The 19,411-nt window shown below is 62.1% G+C and carries 16 protein-coding genes and 1 riboswitch; of the genes, 5 read left to right on the top strand and 11 right to left on the bottom strand.

Translation table 11 applies throughout. The features are described from left to right. Positions 1-14: 14 nt before the first annotated feature. Positions 15-1,535: an acetaldehyde dehydrogenase ExaC gene (gene exaC / locus ACYAS9_RS11435; protein WP_463568405.1), complete on the bottom strand. Its 1,521-nt coding sequence runs from the start codon at positions 1,533-1,535 to the stop codon at positions 15-17. A gap of 332 nt (positions 1,536-1,867) precedes the next feature. Between exaC and qhpR the strand changes: the two genes are divergently transcribed. The 3 genes from qhpR (at position 1,868) to ACYAS9_RS11420 (ending at position 4,359) form a co-directional block, all read left to right on the top strand. Beyond that, positions 1,868-2,956 (top strand): AraC-like transcriptional regulator QhpR, encoded by a 1,089-nt coding sequence (gene qhpR, locus ACYAS9_RS11430; RefSeq protein ID WP_463568404.1) that lies wholly within the window; start codon positions 1,868-1,870, stop codon positions 2,954-2,956. Between the two features lie 249 nt (positions 2,957-3,205). Further along, positions 3,206-3,754, top strand: coding sequence for a cytochrome b (locus ACYAS9_RS11425; RefSeq protein ID WP_463568403.1), 549 nt, complete (start codon positions 3,206-3,208; stop codon positions 3,752-3,754). 26 nt (positions 3,755-3,780) lie between these two features. Then, complete coding sequence (locus ACYAS9_RS11420; protein ID WP_463568402.1) at positions 3,781-4,359, top strand: YceI family protein; 579 nt, start codon at positions 3,781-3,783, stop codon at positions 4,357-4,359. Between the two features lie 79 nt (positions 4,360-4,438). Here the strand turns inward: ACYAS9_RS11420 and ACYAS9_RS11415 are convergent, their stop codons facing one another. The 3 genes from ACYAS9_RS11415 to ahcY form a co-directional block, all read right to left on the bottom strand. Beyond that, positions 4,439-6,331 (bottom strand): DEAD/DEAH box helicase, encoded by a 1,893-nt coding sequence (locus ACYAS9_RS11415; protein WP_463568401.1) that lies wholly within the window; start codon positions 6,329-6,331, stop codon positions 4,439-4,441. A 340-nt stretch (positions 6,332-6,671) separates the two neighbouring features. Next, positions 6,672-7,517 (bottom strand): methylenetetrahydrofolate reductase [NAD(P)H], encoded by an 846-nt coding sequence (metF, locus tag ACYAS9_RS11410; RefSeq protein WP_463568400.1) that lies wholly within the window; start codon positions 7,515-7,517, stop codon positions 6,672-6,674. A gap of 184 nt (positions 7,518-7,701) precedes the next feature. Then, positions 7,702-9,111, bottom strand: a complete 1,410-nt coding sequence (ahcY, locus tag ACYAS9_RS11405; RefSeq protein WP_463568399.1) for an adenosylhomocysteinase — start codon at positions 9,109-9,111, stop codon at positions 7,702-7,704. A 24-nt stretch (positions 9,112-9,135) separates the two neighbouring features. After that, positions 9,136-9,248: riboswitch (S-adenosyl-L-homocysteine riboswitch) on the bottom strand. Positions 9,249-9,444: 196 nt separating this feature from the next. Between ahcY and ACYAS9_RS11400 the strand changes: the two genes are divergently transcribed. Next, entirely contained in the window at positions 9,445-11,292 is a 1,848-nt protein-coding gene (locus ACYAS9_RS11400) for a patatin-like phospholipase family protein (RefSeq protein ID WP_463568398.1), read from the top strand. Between the two features lie 72 nt (positions 11,293-11,364). After that, positions 11,365-11,766, top strand: a complete 402-nt coding sequence (locus ACYAS9_RS11395; RefSeq protein ID WP_463568397.1) for an acyl-CoA thioesterase — start codon at positions 11,365-11,367, stop codon at positions 11,764-11,766. Positions 11,767-11,796: 30 nt separating this feature from the next. Here ACYAS9_RS11395 and otnI read toward each other — a convergent pair whose 3' ends face one another. The 7 genes from otnI to ACYAS9_RS11360 all read right to left on the bottom strand — a co-directional run bounded on the left by otnI (position 11,797) and on the right by ACYAS9_RS11360 (position 19,387). Next, complete coding sequence (gene otnI, locus ACYAS9_RS11390; protein ID WP_463568396.1) at positions 11,797-12,576, bottom strand: 2-oxo-tetronate isomerase; 780 nt, start codon at positions 12,574-12,576, stop codon at positions 11,797-11,799. Between the two features lie 63 nt (positions 12,577-12,639). Continuing rightward, positions 12,640-14,097, bottom strand: a complete 1,458-nt coding sequence (locus ACYAS9_RS11385) for a GntT/GntP/DsdX family permease (RefSeq protein WP_463568395.1) — start codon at positions 14,095-14,097, stop codon at positions 12,640-12,642. A gap of 88 nt (positions 14,098-14,185) precedes the next feature. Next, positions 14,186-14,824: a 3-oxo-tetronate 4-phosphate decarboxylase gene (gene otnC, locus ACYAS9_RS11380; RefSeq protein WP_463568394.1), complete on the bottom strand. Its 639-nt coding sequence runs from the start codon at positions 14,822-14,824 to the stop codon at positions 14,186-14,188. Next, the gene (otnK, locus tag ACYAS9_RS11375; RefSeq protein WP_463568393.1) at positions 14,824-16,110 is read right to left on the bottom strand and encodes a 3-oxo-tetronate kinase; all 1,287 of its coding nucleotides are present in this window, start codon (positions 16,108-16,110) and stop codon (positions 14,824-14,826) included. Before otnK ends, otnC begins: the two co-directional genes overlap by 1 nt. A 3-nt stretch (positions 16,111-16,113) precedes the next feature. Continuing rightward, positions 16,114-17,016: an L-threonate dehydrogenase gene (ltnD, locus tag ACYAS9_RS11370; protein WP_463568392.1), complete on the bottom strand. Its 903-nt coding sequence runs from the start codon at positions 17,014-17,016 to the stop codon at positions 16,114-16,116. Positions 17,017-17,195: 179 nt separating this feature from the next. Beyond that, positions 17,196-18,005 (bottom strand): DeoR/GlpR family DNA-binding transcription regulator, encoded by an 810-nt coding sequence (locus ACYAS9_RS11365; RefSeq protein WP_463568391.1) that lies wholly within the window; start codon positions 18,003-18,005, stop codon positions 17,196-17,198. Positions 18,006-18,118: 113 nt separating this feature from the next. Beyond that, on the bottom strand, positions 18,119-19,387 hold the full coding sequence (locus ACYAS9_RS11360) for a cation:proton antiporter (RefSeq protein ID WP_463568390.1): 1,269 nt from the start codon (positions 19,385-19,387) through the stop codon (positions 18,119-18,121). Positions 19,388-19,411: the final 24 nt, after the last annotated feature.

Genomic DNA, 19,411 nt, shown 5'->3' with positions numbered 1-19,411 from the left:
GTCTATGCGGCAGATCAGAAGAAGCCCAGCGGATTGATGTCATAGCTGATCAGCAGGTTTTTGGTCTGCTGATAGTGGTCGAGCATCATCTTGTGGGTTTCGCGCCCGACCCCGGACTTTTTGTAGCCGCCGAAGGCAGCATGCGCCGGGTACAGGTGGTAACAGTTGGTCCATACACGCCCGGCCTTGATCGCCCGGCCCATGCGGTAGGCGCGGTTGATGTCGCGGGTCCAGACCCCGGCGCCGAGGCCGAATTCGGTGTCGTTGGCAATCGCCAAGGCTTCGGCTTCGTCCTTGAAGGTGGTTACGCCGACCACCGGGCCGAAGATCTCTTCCTGGAACACGCGCATGTCGTTGGTGCCCTTGAGCAGCGTCGGCTGGATGTAATAACCGCTGGCCAGATCGCCTTCGAGTGACTCCGAGGCGCCGCCAGTGAGCAATTGCGCACCTTCCTGCTGAGCGATTTCCAGATAGCCGAGAATCTTCTCGTATTGCTGCTGCGAAGCCTGGGCGCCGACCATGGTCTCGGTGTCCAGCGGGTTGCCGCGCTTGATGGCCTTGATCTTTTTCATGACCTCGACCATGAACGGTTCGAAGATCGACTCCTGCACCAGCGCCCGCGACGGGCAGGTACAGACTTCACCCTGGTTGAAGAACGCCAGCACCAGGCCTTCGGCGGCCTTTTCGATGAAGGCAGGCTCGGCCTGCATGATGTCTTCGAAGAACACGTTCGGCGATTTGCCGCCCAGCTCCACGGTGCTCGGAATGATGTTGGTGGCCGCGCATTTCATGATGTGCGAGCCGACCGGCGTCGAGCCGGTAAAGGCAATCTTGGCGATGCGCGTGCTGGTGGCCAGCGCTTCACCGGCTTCGCGGCCAAAGCCCTGGACAATATTCAGCACGCCGGGCGGCAGCAGGTCGCCGATCACTTCGGCCAGCAGGGTGATCGACAGCGGCGTCTGTTCAGCCGGCTTGAGCACCACGCAGTTACCGGCCGCCAGCGCCGGCGCCAGTTTCCAGGCCGCCATCAGCAGCGGGAAATTCCACGGGATGATCTGCCCGACCACGCCCAGCGGCTCGTGAAAATGGTAGGCGGCAGTGTGCTCGTCGATCTCGGCGCTGCTGCCTTCCTGGGCGCGAATGCAGCCGGCGAAGTAGCGGAAATGATCGGCGGCCAGCGGCACATCGGCGTTCAGGGTCTCGCGTACGGCCTTGCCGTTGTCCCAGCTTTCGGCGACGGCGAGCAACTCAAGATTGGCTTCGATGCGGTCGGCGATTTTCAACAGAATCAGCGAACGGTTCTGTACCGAAGTCTTGCCCCAGGCATCGGCGGCGGCATGGGCGGCGTCCAGCGCGCGCTCGATGTCGGCGCTGTCGGAGCGGGGGAATTCGCCAATCACCGAGGCATCCACAGGGCTGGTGTTGGTGAAGTGCTGGCCGTTGACCGGCCCGACGAACTCACCGCCGATGTAGTTGCCGTAACGCGGCTTGAGCGTAACGACAGCGCCTGCAGTACCTGGTTTGGCATAGATCATGAGAATTCTCCGGACGACGTTTGTTGTTATTCGAGATGGCCTGATTAACGAGCCTCATCTTCATCATGAGCGGATTTCATGGGCGCGACTTGACCTTGAGAATGGCTCTTTGTCGTCCAGGGTCAACTTTTTACCGACCACGTGCAGGGCTGTCGTATTGAGTCAAATCTGCCGCCCGGCATCGGTGCGGGTGTTCCCTGATGACCCATTTGGGTGCATTTATTCGCGTTTGCAACGTGCATCGATCCGGCGAAAGCGTTGCGCCCCGCCGTCATCAGGGTGAGCGGCGTATTTCTTGCTTGCTGACATCAATTGTCACAAAGGAGGCGTCCATGAGCATTCTTCTCGCCCAGCCAGAATTCTCGGCGGGATCCTCGCTGCTGGCCGGTGCTCAGGCCAACGCCGGTGTGCTGGCGGCCGCCGCCAGCGGGCTGTGCGACTTCATTGAAAAGCAGGGCGGCGACCCTGACCGCATTCTGGGTGTGTCCGGCATCGACCCCGAGTCGCTGCGCCACCCGACCCTGAGCCTGGCGTTGCCCAACTACTGCCAGGTGCTCGAAGAGGCTTCGCGCCAGTCGGGCTGTGACAATTTCGGCCTGTACTACGGCCAGCAGTTCAAGCCCCAGGCGCTGGGGCTGCTGGGCTATATCGGCTTGTGCTCGGCCACCGTCGAACAGGCACTGATCAACTTCGCCCGCGCCTTTCCGCTGCACCAGCGCAACAGCCTGATCCGTCTGGTCGATGTGGGCGACTGCTATCGCTTCGACTACCAGGTGCGCCACGGCGCGATCCTCAGCCGGCGTCAGGACGCCGAGTTGACCCTGGGCATGGCGCTCAACCTGGTGCGCCATGTGCTGGGCAGCCAGTGGGCGCCGCGGGCGGTGCATTTCGAGCATCCGCGTCCCGAGCACTGGCATGAGCACTGCAAAGTCTTCGACGCGCCGGTGTACTTCGAGCAGCCGTTCAATTCACTGCTGATCCCCAAGCGCGGCCTGCAACGCAGCATGCCGCAGAGCGACCCGTTGTTGCTGCTGGTGATGCAGGACTCGCTGAGCCAGCTCAGCCGGTTGAGTGAAAAGGGCGGGCAGGGCGCGCTGGATATCGTCGATGAGGTCCGCGAACAGGTGCGCCAGCGGCTGTTGGAGGGCGAACCGGTGCTGGAAGACATTGCCGCGCAACTGGGCATGGCCAGCTGGTCGCTGCAACGGCGCTTGCGCGAACAGAACCTGAGCTTTTCGGCCGTGGTCGACACATTGCGCTGTGAGCTGGCCACCCATTATCTGCGTCAGCATCAGTTACCGATTTCCAGCCTGGCGCCGCTGCTGGGCTATTCGGAAACCAGCGCCTTCAGCCGCGCCTTCCGCCGCTGGTTCGGCGTCAGCCCCCGGCAATGGCGCCGCGACGGTGATTGCCCGCCGTAACGACCGTTCATCGGCACTCCAAAGCCGGTGGTCTTCAGCTGATATTCCCCACGCCAATTTCTGGCGATGCTGCGTTGCGCCCGGTTTACAGGCTTGTAACGAACCGGTCGATATCCCTGGGGTCTGACACAAACGCGGTGACAGACGGTTATAAAGATCGTATTTATCGATACTTCAAAGCAGTTTTTTGCGCTTTTTTTCGATAGATAAATCGCTAGTCTGATCGCACGTCTTACAAGGTATTGGGCAATGCAGCTACGTAATTCACCTTCTCGATACGGTCTGGTCAGCCGCGTGCTGCACTGGGGTGTGGCCTTGACGGTCTTTGGCCTGTTTGGCCTGGGGCTGTGGATGATGGGGCTGGATTACTACGACAGCTGGCGTAAACAAGGTCCTGACCTGCACAAAAGCATTGGCCTTGTGTTGTTCGCCGTGATGCTGGGCCGGGTGATCTGGCGCTTTATCAGTCCGCCACCACCGCCATTGGCCAGCTACAGTAGATTGACCCGCATCGGCGCGGCCTTCGGCCATCTGTTTCTGTATGTCGCGTTGTTTGCGGTGATGACCGCCGGTTACCTGATTTCCACCGCCGACGGCGTGGGCATTCCGGTATTCGGGCTGTTCGAGGTGCCGGCGCTGATCAGCGGACTGCCGCAGCAGGCCGACCTCGCAGGAGAAATACACTTTTATCTGGCCTGGACCATCGTGATTTTCGCGGTGCTGCATGGCCTGGCTGCTCTGAAACACCATTTCATCGATCGTGACGTGACCCTAAAGCGCATGCTGGGTCGTAATTGATAGTTCAACCAAAAAGGGAATACAGCATGTTGAAGAAGTCTCTCGCCGCTCTGGCCCTGGGTACTGCATTGTTCACAGCCGGTCAGGCAATGGCCGCTGACTACGTGATCGACAAGGAAGGCCAGCACGCCTTCATCGACTTCAAGATCAGCCACCTGGGTTACAGCTTCATCCACGGTACCTTCAAGGACTGGGACGGCACGTTCAGCTTTGACGCCGCCAAGCCTGAAGCGAGCAAGATCGCGGTCGAGCTGAAAACCGCCAGCCTGTTCACCAACCATGCCGAACGTGACAAGCACATTCAGAGCAAGGATTTCCTGGACACCGGCAAATTCCCTGAAGCCAAGTTCGTCTCCACCAGCGTGAAATCCACCGGCGAGAAAACCGCTGACGTGACTGGCGACCTGACCCTGCACGGCGTCACCAAGCCCGTCGTCATCAAGGCCACTTTCAACGGCGAAGGCAAGGATCCATGGGGCGGCTACCGTGCCGGCTTCAACGGTTCGACCACGTTGAACCTGAACGACTTCGGCATCAAAGGCCCAGGCCCGACGTCGCAGACGCTGGATCTGGATATCTCGCTGGAAGGCGTACAGAAGAAGTAAAACTACTGCGCTCGTTACGTTTTACAGATTGCGCATACAAAAACGCCGACCCTAGGGTCGGCGTTTTCGTTAGCGGCTTTTAGCTGTCGCGATTGCGGGTCAGCAGGGCCGGTTTTTCACCGCGTGGGCGATTTGGCAACTCGTCGAGCAGTTCGGCAGACGGGAAGCGATCGATCTTCGATTCCTTGTGCACGATTTTTGGCTGCTGCGGCTGACGCTCCTGTGGTCGAACGGCGGGCTCTTCGCGAGCCTGGCGATCGCGCGGGGCGTTGTTGCGTGGGCCGCCGGTGCGCGGGCCGTTGTGGGTGCGCTTGCCGGCACCGGCGCCTGCGCCAGCACCTGCCGGGCGTGGCGAGTTGTTGCGTGGTGCCTGGCCCTGCGGCCGTGCTGCGCCAGTGCCTGGCGACGAGGCGGCGCCTGGACGACGGCCGCGGCCCTGCGCATTGCCTTTATAAGGGCTGACGTAGTCGGCGCGGTTGCCGAAGTTGTCGACCTCGTCATCCAGGAACACTTCCGGATCACGGTTGGCCGGTGCGCGCGGGATGGCGGCTGCAGCCGACTGTTGCTGTTGTGGCTGTTGCTGGCTGCGGCCAGTGCCTTCGCGCGGTTTTTTCTCGCGCGGTGGGCGAGCAGGACGTTCACCCGGTGCCGCTGCGGCGGCCGGCTTGTCTTTGCTCTTGTCTTTTTCGCGCCCTTTGTCCTTGCCTTTATCGCGACGGCCGCCGCTTCCCTTTTCGCCTTTGTCAGCGCCTTCGGCACGGCCGTTACGGGTATTGCGCTGTGGACGAGGCTCACGGGTTTCAGGCTTTTCAGCTTCAACCGTGTTGACGTCGAAGCCGGCCAGATCGCCGTCGGCAATCTTCTGCTTGGTCATGCGCTCAATGCTCTTGAGCAGCTTTTCTTCGTCCGGTGCAACCAGCGAGATCGCCTCGCCGGTGCGGCCCGCACGACCGGTACGGCCGATACGGTGCACATAGTCTTCGTCGACGTTGGGCAGCTCGAAGTTGACCACGTGTGGCAACTGGTCGATGTCCAGGCCGCGGGCGGCGATGTCGGTGGCAACCATGATCCGCACTTCGCCGGCCTTGAAGTCGGCCAGGGCTTTGGTGCGGGCGTTCTGGCTTTTATTACCATGAATCGCTACAGCGCTCAGGCCGTGCTTGTCGAGGTACTCGGCCAGGCGGTTGGCGCCGTGCTTGGTGCGGGTGAAGACCAGCACCTGTTCCCATGCGCCCTGAGTGATCAGGTGGGCAAGCAGTGCCCGCTTGTGGCTGGCGGCCAGGCGGAACACACGTTGCTCGATGCGCTCGACCGTGGTGTTCGGTGGCGTGACTTCGATGCGCTCTGGGTCATGCAGCAACTTGCCGGCCAGGGCCGTGATGTCGCTGGAGAAGGTTGCCGAGAACAGCAGGTTCTGGCGCTTGGACGGCAGACGTGCGAGGACTTTCTTGACGTCATGCACAAAGCCCATGTCGAGCATCCGGTCGGCTTCGTCCAGCACCAGGATTTCAACGTGGGACAGATCGACATTGCCTTGACCGGCAAGGTCGAGCAGGCGGCCCGGGCAGGCGACCAGTACATCGACGCCTCGGGACAGGGCCTGGATCTGAGGATTCATGCCGACACCGCCGAATACGCAGGCGCTGACGAACTTGAGGTCGCGGGCATACAGCTTGAAGCTGTCGTGCACTTGCGCTGCCAGTTCGCGGGTCGGGGTCAGGACCAGTACGCGCGGCTGGCGCGGGCCGTGACGCTGGGATTTGTCCGGGTGACCGTTGGGGAACAACCGCTCCAGGATCGGGAGGGCGAAACCACCGGTTTTACCTGTACCTGTCTGCGCCGCAACCATCAGGTCGCGACCTTGCAACACGGCGGGGATAGCCCGCTGTTGCACGGGAGTAGGCTGGGTGTAGCCCGCCGCTTCAACAGCGCGGACTAAAGCCTCGGAGAGACCGAGGGAGGCAAAGGACATGAGAAATCCTGTTCTGGTTGGAGCTTGTGCTCAGGGAAATCGTGCCTGGCGCAATGGCGTTCTGGCTGCTTTGACCTGCGGCGGGATGTGGGCCGCGGTTTTCAGGAGCTCATGAGGAACGCATCGCGTCCGGTGCAGCAGGGTCGGAAATCCATCTCGTGACTGCATCGGCGTGATCGAGATGCCTTTTGCAAGACCCAGCGTCCGGGCGTAAGCCTGGCGGGAAGGCCGGAGTATAACAGAGCCACTACGCTGTGCTGGTTTCCGGCTGCCCAACGGTTTTATCAGGAGTGCGGCCCCGAAGCAATGTTTCGGGGCCGCCAAGGACCTGTTATCAACCTCAGCGTGGCAGCTTGAGGTTGTTCCAGATCGCCAGGCTCGGTTCGGCCTGGTTCAGGGTGTAGAAGTGCAGCCCCGGCGCGCCGGCTTGCAGCAGGCTTTCGCACATCTCGGTGATGACCTGCTCGCCAAAGGCCTGAATGCTCGCGCTGTCGTCGCCGTAGGCTTCGAGCTGCTTGCGCACCCAGCGCGGAATTTCCGCGCCGCAGGCGTCCGAGAACCGGGCCAGCTTGCTGTAGTTGGTGATCGGCATGATGCCCGGCACGATCGGGATGTTCACGCCCAGCTTCTGCACGCGCTCGACGAAGTAGAAATAGCTGTCGGCATTGAAGAAATACTGGGTGATCGCGCTGTCGGCACCGGCGTTGACCTTGGTCACAAAATGCGCCAGGTCATCCTCGAAGTTGCGCGCCTGCGGGTGCATCTCCGGGTAGGCCGCGACTTCGATATGAAAGTGATCGCCGGTTTCTTCACGAATGAAGTTCACCAAGTCACTGGCATAACGCAGGTCGCCACTGGCCACGCCCATGCCCGAAGGCAGGTCGCCGCGCAGGGCCACAATGCGTTTGACGCCAGCGTCTTTATAGTGGGTCAGCAGCTCGCGCAGTTCGGCCTTGGTGTCGCCCACGCACGAGAGGTGCGGTGCGGCAGCAATCCTGACTTCGTTTTCGAGCTGCAACACGGTGTTGAGCGTGCGATCACGGGTCGAGCCCCCGGCACCGTAGGTGCAGGAGAAGAAATCGGGGTTGTAGGCTGCCAGTTGGCGGGCAACGTTCAGCAGTTTTTCATGCCCGGCATCGGTCTTGGTGGGGAAGAACTCGAAGCTGTAGCTACGTTTCTGGCTCATAGGGAGCTCCAGCGGCAAGCCTCAAGCCTCAAGCTGCAAGAAGGCAGTGCGCCGACTCCAGCAGCCCATGGCTCAAAGCGTGTTGCTATTAAATGCCTTAAGACGACAAGCGACAAACCCGACTGCAAGCAACGCCACGAACGGCTCTTGCTTGCAGCTTCAAGCTTGCTACTTGTGGCTGACCTTAGTAGCGGTAAGTGTCCGGCTTGAACGGGCCTTCGACGGTCACGCCGATGTAGTCGGCCTGGGTCTTGGTCAGTTTGGTCACGACACCGCCGAAGCCACGCACCATTTCCAGGGCGACTTCTTCGTCCAGCTTCTTGGGCAGCACTTCTACCGTCAGGCGCTCGGCTTGCTGGGCAGGTGCCAGGTCGGCGAACTTCTGGTCGAACAGGAAAATCTGCGCCAGTACCTGGTTGGCGAACGAGCCGTCCATGATGCGGCTTGGGTGGCCAGTGGCGTTACCCAGGTTCACCAGGCGGCCTTCGGCCAACAGGATCAGGTAGTCATCGTTCTGTGCATCGAACGCGCCGGCGCCGGTACGGTGAATCTTGTGTACCTGTGGCTTGACCTCTTCCCATGCCCAGTTCTTGCGCATGAAAGCGGTGTCGATTTCGTTGTCGAAGTGACCGATGTTGCACACCACGGCGCGCTTTTTCAGGGCCTTGAGCATGCCGGCGTCGCAGACATTGACGTTACCGGTGGTGGTCACGATCAGGTCGATCTTGGCCAGCAGGGCTTTGTCGACGCTGGCTTCGGTGCCGTCGTTTTCACCGTTGATGTACGGCGAAACCAGTTCGAAACCGTCCATGCACGCTTGCATGGCGCAGATCGGATCGACTTCGGTGACCTTGACGATCATGCCTTCCTGACGCAGCGACTGGGCCGAGCCCTTGCCCACGTCACCGTAGCCGATGACCAGCGCTTGCTTGCCCGACAGCAGGTGGTCGGTGCCGCGCTTGATGGCGTCGTTCAGGCTGTGACGGCAGCCGTATTTGTTGTCGTTCTTGCTCTTGGTGACCGAGTCGTTGACGTTGATCGCCGGGATCTTCAACTCGCCCTTGGCCAGCATGTCCTGCAGACGGTGCACGCCGGTGGTGGTTTCTTCGGTCACGCCGTGGATGCTGGCCAGCATCTGCGGGTATTTGTGGTGCAGGATCTCGGTCAGGTCGCCGCCGTCGTCGAGGATCATGTTGGCATCCCATGGCTGGCCATCCTTGAGGATGGTCTGCTCGATGCACCACAGATACTCTTCTTCGGTCTCGCCTTTCCAGGCAAAGACAGGTACGCCGGCGGCGGCGATACCGGCGGCGGCCTGGTCCTGAGTCGAGAAGATGTTGCACGACGACCAGCGCACTTCGGCACCCAGGGCAATCAGGGTTTCGATCAGCACGGCGGTCTGGATGGTCATGTGGATGCAGCCGATGATTTTCGCGCCCTTGAGCGGTTGTTCACCAGCGTACTTGCTGCGCAGACCCATCAGGGCAGGCATTTCGGATTCCGCGATGATGATCTCGCGGCGGCCCCATGCGGCCAGGGAAATGTCGGCAACCTTGAAGTCGTTGAAATCTGCGGGCGTGTTTGCAGCGCTCATTGAAGAGTCTCCATTCCAAATAAATGCGAATGGGCGCCGTTGTGCGTTAAAGGCCGGCCGGCTGAAGAGTCAGCCTGACAGACAACGCCCCATCCGAGCCTGACAGGGTAAAACCTGCTGCAGCGCCCCTCGGACAGGTGGCGGGAACGGTATCAAGGGTAAATGACCGTTTGAAATCGGGTGGCAGTATAGCCGTGCTGGCGAATGTTCCCAAGGTTTTCTATCGGTTCGGTGTGAGTCGTGTATCCAGCATAAAAATATTCTTGTACCGCACCCGGTCAGGCGAGGGCTCTTATCCTCGACACCGACCAACCGCGCGCAAGGAGCAGCACTGTGAACAGCCCCTCGAAAGGAATCGAGCCCGCCAGCGTCATCGTCGAGCAGGCGGGCAGCCGCGGCATCACGCTTCTGCAAGGCGATAACGGCGCCACCCGCCTTGAACTGGACAGCCCGCCGATCCGCAAGCTGATTCTCAGCGGCGGCGGTGCCAAGGGCTTTGCCTATTCGGGGGCGGTGACGGCACTGGAGAACCTGGGCGTACTGCCGGGCATTGAGTCCGTTCACGGATCGTCTGCCGGCGCGATCATGGCGGCGCTGATTGCCGCCGGCATGCCCGCCGGGCAATTCGATGAATTGATCGACAGCACTGATCTTTTGGCCCTGCTCGACAGTCGCGATGTCAATGTCGGCGGGTTGCAACGCAGCCTGGCCCGGCTGGGTGAGCGCGCAGGAGGCGTGCTGCCCGGCACGGCTGGCAGTTTTACCCATTTGCTCCTGAGCGTATTGCCGCGTATCGGCACTGAGGCGCTGCCACTGCAGGCGCTGATCCGCGACACCGCCCGCGCTGCCGTACTGTTGCTGATCAACGATGCACACCCGGCCGATGTGCTGGCCGTGCGCGAGCGTCTACAGGCCGACGGCGCGGTGACCTTCGCCGACCTTGCGCTGCTGAACCTGCATATTCCCCGGATCAAACAGCTCAATATCACCGGGACGGCCATGTTTGCCGGGGCGCCGCAGCTGGTGGTGTTCGGTGCGGCGCTGACCCCCGATCTGGACATCGCCCAGGCCGCACATGTGTCGGCCTCCTTGCCGGTGGTGTTTCGTCAGCCGGGCCAGGAAGGCCTGGATTTTCAGGCGTTCGATGAGCTGACCTTTTTCCAGGACGGTGGCGTGCTGCTCAATACACCGGTGCCGCAACTGCTCGATCCGGGATTGGCCATCGACCTGTTATCGGGTGCCGACATGCTGATTCTGACCTTCGAGCAAAGCCGCGCCGTCAGTCGTCGTGGAGGGCTGAGGACCTTGCTGACCGACTGGCTGGCCGGGGCGCCGGCGTCGGCGCAGAGCGAATGGCAGAACCTCAATCTCAAGAGCTTCGCGGCGCAAACCGTGGTGGTGCCGCTGCGCACCGAGCGCGGCGATTTCACGGGGGCCTTGAACGGCACATTGAATTTCGCCATGAGCCCGGAGATCAGAAATCACCTGCAACAGCAACTGGAGCAGGCCGTCAGGAAGCACCTGGCCGAGCGTGCCGGGCGGCGTGAAGGCTATGACTTCGATTCATTGCACGAAGCGCTGCAAAGCCTGGATGACGACATGCTCGCCAGCGTCGAACGTGTGCCGGCCGCCACGCACCTGCTGGCGTGGCGCCGCACGGCGCACGATCTGCTTGCACAACTGCAGGCCGCCATCGCAGCGCTCGATCCACATGCCTCGATAACACTGACCGGCGACATCGCCACGGCCCTGACGGCGCTCGATGAACACGCGGCCACTTCTGCCGATGTTCAATGGCTGGCGCTGCAACTGAACCGCCACGATCGGCTGGCCTTCAAGCGACTGCTCGATACCCGGCGCAGAGTGCCTGTGCAGTCACCGGTGCTGGCGGCAGCGCGCGTGCTGATGCGCCAGCGAGAAATCCGGGTGATTGCCGGCAATATCAGAAAAGTGCTGGTCTTTGCTTCGCTGCACCTGCTCTGGCAGACCGAGGCCAATACCGGGCTGTTGCTGCGCGCCGACCAGCAACTGTTGCAGGCCACGACGGCAGGCGAGGTCAATCAGGCGCTGGATGCAATCATTGGCGGTTACCAGTCGCGCAATCGCTTGCCGGCCACGCTGTGGACATCACAGACCGTGGAGCAGGCCAGGGCATGGCGAATCGAGGAGGGCGTCGTATAAAGGCAGGCATGGGCGTGAGCGTTTCGCTCTGCCATGATGGCAACATCTTTAGGTCAGATGTCAGGAGACAGCATGAACTTTCATACGCGCAAATGGGTGAAGCCCGAAGACCTCAACCCCAACGGCACGCTGTTCGGTGGCAGCCTGTTGCGCTGGATCGATGAAGAGGCGGCGATCTATGCCATCGTCCAGCTGGGCAACCAGCGGGTGGTGACCAAGTACATCTCCGAGATCAACTTTGTCAGCGCCTCGCGCCAGGGCGACATCATCGAACTGGGCATCACCGCCACCGAGTTCGGTCGTACCTCGATCACCCTGCATTGCCAGGTGCGCAACAAGATCACCCGTAAAAGCATTCTGACTGTCGAGAAGATGGTCTTCGTCAACCTGGGCGACGACGGCCTGCCGGCGCCGCATGGCCGTACTGAAATCCGCTATATCAAGGACCAGTTCGACCTGCCGGGCGACGAATGACGCAGGCCGCCCGGCCGTACGCAATGGTTGTTACGCCTTGAGGCGGCGCAGCCATTCCAGGCCTTCGCTGGTGTCGCCTTTCGGACGGTATTCACAGCCCACCCAGCCGGTGTAGCCCAACTGGTCGATCACCTCGAACAGGTGCGCGTAGTTCAGCTCGCCCAGGTCCGGTTCGTGACGGTCCGGCACACCAGCGATCTGGATGTGGCCGATGCCGGCAAAGTCGCGGCGCAGTTTGCTGGTCAGGTCGCCTTCGACGATCTGGCAGTGGTAAAGGTCGAACTGCACCTTGAGGTTATCGGCGCCGACCTGCTTGACGATGGCCTGCGCCTGGTCCTGACGGTTCAGGAAGAAGCCCGGCATGTCGCGGGTGTTGATCGGCTCGATCAGCACGGTGATACCGAACGGCTTTGCCTGTGCGGCGGCATAGGCCAGGTTTTCCAGATACACCGCCTGGTGATGTTCGCGCAGGCTTTCGTCGGGCAGCAAGCCGGCCATCACGTGGATGCGGTCGTTGCCCAGCACTTGTGCGTACTCCAGCGCCTTGGCCACGCCGCTGCGAAACTCTTCTTCGCGTCCTGGCAGGCTGGCAATGCCGCGCTCGCCGGCTGCCCAGTCGCCCGGTGGGGCATTGAACAGCGCCTGTACCAGACCGTTGTCGTCCAGGCGCTTTTTCAGCTCCTGGGGACTGTAGTCGTACGGGAACAGGTACTCGACCGCCGCAAAGCCGTCGGCAGCAGCGGCAGCGAAGCGATCCAGAAAGTCATGCTGTGGGTACAGCATGCTGAGGTTGGCGGCGAAACGAGGCATGTTAACTCCAGTCTTCGAAGATCAGTTGAGGTGGTTTGAAAACCCGGTGGCTTTCACACTGCCTCAGACGAAAGGCCACATGACCAGGGTCATCAAGAACCCTAATGTGCCCAGCAGGGTGACCAGTACGGTCCAGGTCCGCAAGCCGTCGGCGACGTTCAGGCCGGCCAGTTTGGTGAACATCCAGTAGCCGGCGTCGTTGATGTGCGACATGGCCAGACCGCCACCGCCCATGGCCAGGCACAGCAGGGCCAGGTGGTTGGCCGACAGGTCGAGGGTCGCGATCAGCGGGCTGAGGATACCGGCGGTGGTGACCAGCGCCACGGTGGTGGAACCTTGTACGGCGCGCAGCAGCAGGGTCAGGATGAAGCCCAGTGCCAGGACCGGCAGGCCGGTGTTGCGCAGCGCTTCAGAGACCACGGCACCGATACCGGTGTCGACCAGAACCTTGCCGAATACGCCACCGGCGCCGGCAATCAGGATCACCATGGCCACGCCCGGCAGGGCCGAGCCGATCACGTCCGACACTTGCGAGCGGCTCCAGCCACGGCGCGAACCGAGCAGCCAGGCGCACAGCAGGGTGTCGATCAGCAGCGCCACCAGCGGCGCGCCGAGTACGGTCAGCACATCGCGCAGCAGGGTGCCGGCCGGCAGCATGGTGGTGGCCAGCGTACCAAGCAGAATCAACACGATCGGCAGCAGGATCAGGGCAATGATCAGACCGAAGCCCGGTGCAGGCGCTGGCGGCAGGCTCTTGGCCAGGCTGCTGGCGTTGGCTTCGGCACCGAACTCCTTGGCGTCGGACGCTTCACGCACGGTGGAGTAGTCGTTGCGGGCCCAGGCTTCCAGGTCGGCGTTGGTGACGTGCGGGCCATAGACTTCGGCGCGGATATCGTCGGTCATCGGGTAGGTCTTGCGGGTCATGCGGCCGGCCACGAAGTAGCCGATTGCGCACAGTACCGCGACCATCGGAATGCCCAGCAGCAGTACCCGGCCCAGATCGGCGCCCAGTTGGCTGGCGGCAGCGACGGCACCAGGGTGCGGCGGCAGGAAGGCATGCACGGCCAGCAAGGCGGCGCACATCGGCAGGGCGAAAATCAGCAGCGGCTTGCGTGCCGCACGGGCCACGCCATACGCCAGCGGCATCAGAATGATCACCCCGACTTCGAAGAACACCGGGATGCCGACCATGAAACCGGCCACGGTCAACGCCAGTGGCGTGCGCTTGTTGCCAAAGCGCTGGATCAGCGTCTTGGCCAGGGCCTCGGCACCGCCAGACAACTCGATGATGCGCCCGATCATCGCGCCCAGGGCAATGATGATCGCGATGTGACCGAGGGTTTTACCCATGCCGCCTTCGATCGTGGCGACCAGATCGGCAGGCTTAACGCCGGCGACCAGGGCCACGATGATGCTGACCAGCATCAGGGCGACAAAGGGCTGGAATTTGTACTTCAGAACCAGAAACAGCAACAGGGCGATACCTGCGCCGGCAATCAGCATCAACATTAGTGGAGTCATGCTTGCTTCCTGTTTTTATTGTGTTCCGGCAGCACCGGAGTTGGCACAAGCCGCGGGTACGGCTTGTTTTGGATTTATCGAGACGCGATTACCACTTCGTACCGAACGTCTGATGCAGTTCTTCCAGGGCCTGGTCCGACAGCGGCGCAGGCTTGGGGTTGGTCATCAGCCACAGGCGCGCGGTCTCTTCGAGTTCTTCCAGGGCATAGCAGGCCTTGGCCACCGAGCTTTCCCAGATCACCGGCCCCAGGCGCTCGAGCATCACGCCGCGCACGCTGTTGGCCAGTTGCGCCACACGCTCGGCCACCAGAGGCGAGCCCGGGCGTTGATAGCCGATCAGCGGAATGTGCCCGACCTTCATCACTTGATAAGGGGTCAGCGGCGGCAAGATGTCGTCTTCACGCCAGACGCCGGCCAGGGTCAGGGCCACCAAATGCGTGGAGTGGGTGTGCACCACGCCGCCGACCTGCGGGTTGCGGTCGTAGACCTGGCGATGCAGGGCCAGGGTCTTGGACGGCTTGCTGCCCGACACCCATTCGCCTTGCAGGTTGACCTTGGCAATCTCGTCCGGCTGCAGGCGGCCCAGGCAGGCGTCGGTCGGCGTGATCAGCCAGCCGTCGTCGAGGCGTGCGCTGATGTTGCCGGCGCTGCCGACCGTGTAGCCACGGCCATAGAGCGAGCGACCGGCATCGCAGATTTCTTCACGCAGAGCTTGTTCATTGCTCATCACGCTGCTCCTGCCAGGTGCTTGAGCGCCTTGGCGAAGAAGTCCGGCGCGCCGAAGTTGCCCGACTTGAGGGCCAGCGCCAGCGGCTGTTCGCCGTCGCTGACGGTGGCCGGTACGCCTGGATCGATCTGCGCGCCGATCTTGAGCAATTGCACGCCCAGCGCCTGAACCACGGCACCGGAAGTTTCGCCGCCGGCGACCACGAAGCGGCGTACGCCGGCGTCCAGCAGGCCTTTGGCGATCTGGCCCAGCGCTTCTTCGACCATCGCGCCGGAGCGCTCTACGCCGAGTTTCTGCTGCACGGCTTTGACTTCGTCAGGGGTGCTGGTGGCATAGATCAGCACGGTCTGGCCGGCATCGCGGGCAAAGGCGATGGCCTGCTCGACCACAGGCTTGCCGTCGGCCAGCTCCAGCGGGTTGATGCGCAGGGCCGGGCGACCGGCTTGCAGCCACACCGCGACCTGACCATTGGTGGCCACCGAGGCGCTGCCGGCCAGGACCACTTCGCCGCCAGCGATATCGATCTTTTGCGCGGCATCAAGGGCGCGCAGTTTGCCGGCCTTGCGGAAGTTTTCCGGCAGGCCCAGCGCCAGGCCCGAACCGCCGGTCAGCAGCGCCAGGTCGGCGCAGGCTTCGCCCAGCACATACAGGTCGGCGTCGGACACGGCATCGGCAATCGCCATGCTCACGCCTTCGGCGCGCAGTTCGTCGATGCGCGCACGGACCGCTTCCGGGCCTTTGGCCACGGTGTCGTAACGCAGCAGGCCGACCTTGCCCTTGGTCTGCGCTTGCAGCACGCGCACCAGGTTGGCGTCGTTCATCGGCGTCAGCGGGTGATTCTGCATGCCCGATTCGCTCAGCAACTGGTCCTGAACGAACAGGTGGCCACGGAAAATCGTGCGGCCGTTTTCCGGGAAGGCCGGGCAGGCCACGGTGAAGTCGCTGCCCAGTTGCGCAAGCAGTGCGTCGCTGACCTGGCCGATATTGCCGGCTGCGGTCGAGTCGAAGGTCGAGCAGTACTTGAAGAAAATCTGCTCGCAGCCGCGATCGCGCAGCCATTGCAGGGCCTCAAGAGATTCCTCGACGGCCTCGGCCGAAGGCGTGGTACGCGACTTCAAGGCGATAACGATGGCGTCGGCGTCCAGGCCGGCAGCCATTTCTGCCGACGGGATACCGATGCTCTGCACGGTGCGCATGCCGCCGCGCACCAGCATGTTGGCAAGGTCCGTGGCGCCGGTGAAGTCGTCGGCGATGCAGCCCAGCAGCGGGCGGGAATTAACGGTCATCGCTTATTCCTCGGACTTGGCGGTCGGCAGGGTGATGCCCGGGAAAATCTTGATCACAGCCGAGTCGTCTTCACGGCCGAAACCGGCGCTCGAAGCCTGCATGAACATCTGGTGCGCGGTGGCCGACAGCGGCAGCGGGAATTTGCTGGCGCGGGCGGTATCCAGTACCAGGCCCAGGTCCTTGACGAAAATATCCACGGCAGACAGCGGCGTGTAGTCGGCCTTGAGGATGTGCGGCACGCGGTTCTCGAACATCCACGAGTTGCCGGCGCTGTTGGTGATCACTTCGTACAGGGCATCGGCATCGACGCCTTCGCGCAGGCCCAGCGCCATGGCTTCGGCGCTGGCAGCGATGTGCACGCCGGCCAGCAACTGGTTGATGATTTTGACTTTCGAGCCCAGGCCATGGACGTTGCCCAGGCGATAGACCTTGCCCGCCATGCCGGCCAGAACGGCTTCGGCCTTGGCATAGGCGTCGGCTGGTGCCGAGGTCATCATGGTCATCTGGCCGGCAGCCGCCTTGGCCGCACCGCCGGAGATCGGCGCATCGAGGTACAACAGGCCCAGGTCGGCCAGGCGCTGGCCCAGCTCGACGGCAAAGGTGGGCGCCACGGTGGCGCAACCGATCACCAGGCTGCCGGGACGCAGTGCAGCGACGGCACCGTTATCACCGAACAATACGGTTTCAGTCTGTTCGGCGTTGACCACCACCGTGATGATGATGTCGCAGGCAGCGGCCAGCGCGGCAGGCGAGGTCGCGGCCACACCGCCCTCAGCGGCGAACGCCTGGACCACTTCGCTGCGCACGTCGCAGGCATGCACGTTGAAGCCATTGCGCAACAGCGAGCGGGCAATGCCCAAGCCCATGGCGCCCAGGCCGATCACACCAACATTGGATTGGGTCATTGCATCATCCTCGGTCTGTGCCGCTGCTCGTCATACCAACAGACGGCTAACATTGTTCTGAAATGTGAATCTGATAGTGAATCAGTGAACGATTAATGTGAAGTGATATTTACGATTAACAAATGTTCACACAGCAAAAAGCCCCTCGAAAGGGGCTTTGTGGGTGAAGACAATAGCTGCTAAACCGTCGCCAGCTGCAACTCGATGCCTTGTTTGCGAATGCTGTCGGCCGCCGCGCTGGCCAGGGCGGTGTCGGTAATCAGGGTGTCGAACTGCTCCAGTGGCGCGATCTTGTACATGCCGAAGGTGCCGTACTTGGAGCTGGCAGCGATCAGCACGCTGCGCGATGCCGACTGCATCGCCGCCTGCTTGAGCTCGACCTTCAGCGCCGAGGGCGTGGTGGTGCCGCGCTGCAAATCCCAGGAACTGGTCGACATGAAGGCGATGTCGGTGGCCAGCTGGCGCAGGGTCGCCGCCGCCAGGCCACCGACGCTGGACAGGTTGGGGTGATCGAGCAGGCCGCCGGTATGAATCACATCCACGTGCCCGGCATCGGCCAGCGCATGAACGATGCCGAAATCGTTGGTCACCACGGTCATGCCCGACAGGGCGATGATGTACGGCACGATTTCCAGTGTGGTGGTGCCGGCGTCCAGATAAACGGTCATGTCCGGGTGCAGCAACTGCGCCGCCAGCTGCGCCATGGCCTGCTTCTGCGGCAATTCCACCACCGCCTTGGATTGGTGGCTGGGCTCGCTGTGCAACTGGCTGGCAATACGCACGCCGCCGCTGACCGAATAGGCGCGGCCTTCCTGTTCGAGCAGGGCAATGTCGCGGCGGATGGTCATGTGCGAGCAATCGAACATTTCCATCAACTGGTGGACGCTCAGCACCTGATGCTTGCGCAACTGGCGCAGCATCAATTCACGGCGTTGATCGGGAATCATTGGCGTACCGCCTGTCGGGGCGATCTCGTCGTGGGTGGACATGCTGGCTCCTGCGAAGCGCTAACCGGACTCGGCCATGATTGAACCTCAACAGACCGTGGTCTGCCGAGGTGTTTTTTTTAACACAATTTATGCACGCTTTAGCATGCATTCGGTCAGTGCGCCGAATCGAGTGCCGAAGCCGGTGCCTGGGGCTGGCCGGTGACCGAGCGCACCAGCTTGCCGATGGTCAGTCCTTGTAACAGGATCGACAGCAGCACCACGATGTAGGTAATGCTCAGCAACACATCGCGCTCCGGTCCTAGCGGCAAGGCCAGGGCCAGGGCGACCGACACGCCGCCGCGCAGGCCGCCCCAGGTCAGGATTCGAATGGTGCCTTGCGGCACGTTGCGCCAGCGGCGCAGCAACACGATGGCCGGGGCCACGGTGATGAAGCGCGCCAGCAGAATGGCCACCGCCAGCATGCCGGCCGCCAACAAGTGCAGCCACGAGAACGGCAGCAGCAACAGCTCCATGCCGATCAGCGCGAACAGCAGGGCGTTGAGCATGTCGTCGAGCAGTTCCCAAAAGCCGTCCATGTAACGACGGGTCATGTCGTTCATCGCCAGGTTGCGCCCCAGGTTACCGATGATCAGGCCGGCGACCACCATCGCGATGGGGGCCGAAACGTGCAGTTCGGAGGCCATCGCAGACCCGCCGATGACCAGCGCCAGGGTCAGCATGACCTCGATCTGATGCTGCTCGATACTCTTGATCATCAGGTACACGGCATAGCCGATCAGGCCGCCGAACAGCACGCCGCCAATGGCTTCATGGGCAAACAGCATGGCGGTTTCACCGACGCTCGGGGTTTCACCCAGTTGCGCGATGCCCAGCAGCACGGTGAACACCACCACGGCCGTGCCGTCGTTGAACAACGACTCGCCGACAATCGTGGTCTTCAGCGGTTTGGAGGCATTGGCGGTACGCAACACGCCAAGCACGGCGATCGGGTCGGTCGGCGAAATCAACGCGCCGAACAGCAGGCAATAGAGGAAGCTGACGTGCCAGCCGAACAGGGCAAAGATCCACCAGGCCAGCGTGCCGATGACCACGGTGGCGATCAATACGCCGAAAGTCGCCAGCAGGCCGATGGGCCAGCGGTAGCTCTTGAGGTCGGCAAGGTTGACGTGCAAGGCGCCGGCAAACAGCAGGAAGGACAGCATCCAGTTCATCAGCAGGTCGCCGAAATCGATCTGTCCGATCAGTTGCTCGACACGCTCCTCAAGCCCCGGAAAGCCCATCAGGCTCAGGCTCTGCAGCAGCAGGGAAAACAGCAGGGCGGTGACCATCACGCCGATGGTCGGCGGCAGGCCGATAAAACGGTAGTTCACATACGTGAGCAGGGTGGTCAGGCAAATGAAAGCAGCAGCAAGTTCAAGCATCCGTAAGTCCGTATCCATTGCATA

The organism is Pseudomonas sp. HP_08 (genome assembly GCF_055284095.1).
The sequence above is the reverse complement of the archived record's forward strand: the minus strand, read 5'-3'. Positions and strand labels throughout refer to the sequence as shown.